Origin of the sequence: uncultured Winogradskyella sp., assembly GCF_947496485.1 — a bacterium.
In the GTDB taxonomy this organism is placed as follows: domain Bacteria; phylum Bacteroidota; class Bacteroidia; order Flavobacteriales; family Flavobacteriaceae; genus Winogradskyella.
Window position 1 is genome coordinate 1 of the sequence record NZ_CANMCZ010000032.1, and the last position, 205, is coordinate 205.

Genomic DNA, 205 nt, shown 5'->3' on the forward strand with positions numbered 1-205 from the left:
TCGATGCTAATAATCCGGATGTGACACTTTGTGATGATAGTGGTATTGCTATCGTTAAAGCAGCTTCTAGCACAACCTCTACAGGTTGTGTTGGTGAAGGCGACTTAGTGACTTACACATTCACAGTAACCAATACTGGTGATGTATCTATTAATTCAATTACTATAACTGATGATTTATTAGGTGGTGATATTACGGCTACGTT

Annotated in this window: 1 pseudogene; it reads left to right on the forward strand. The window is 38.0% G+C overall.

The features are described 5' to 3' along the window. Window positions 1-205, forward strand: a pseudogene (locus tag Q0822_RS18275) (hypothetical protein); the annotation flags it as partial.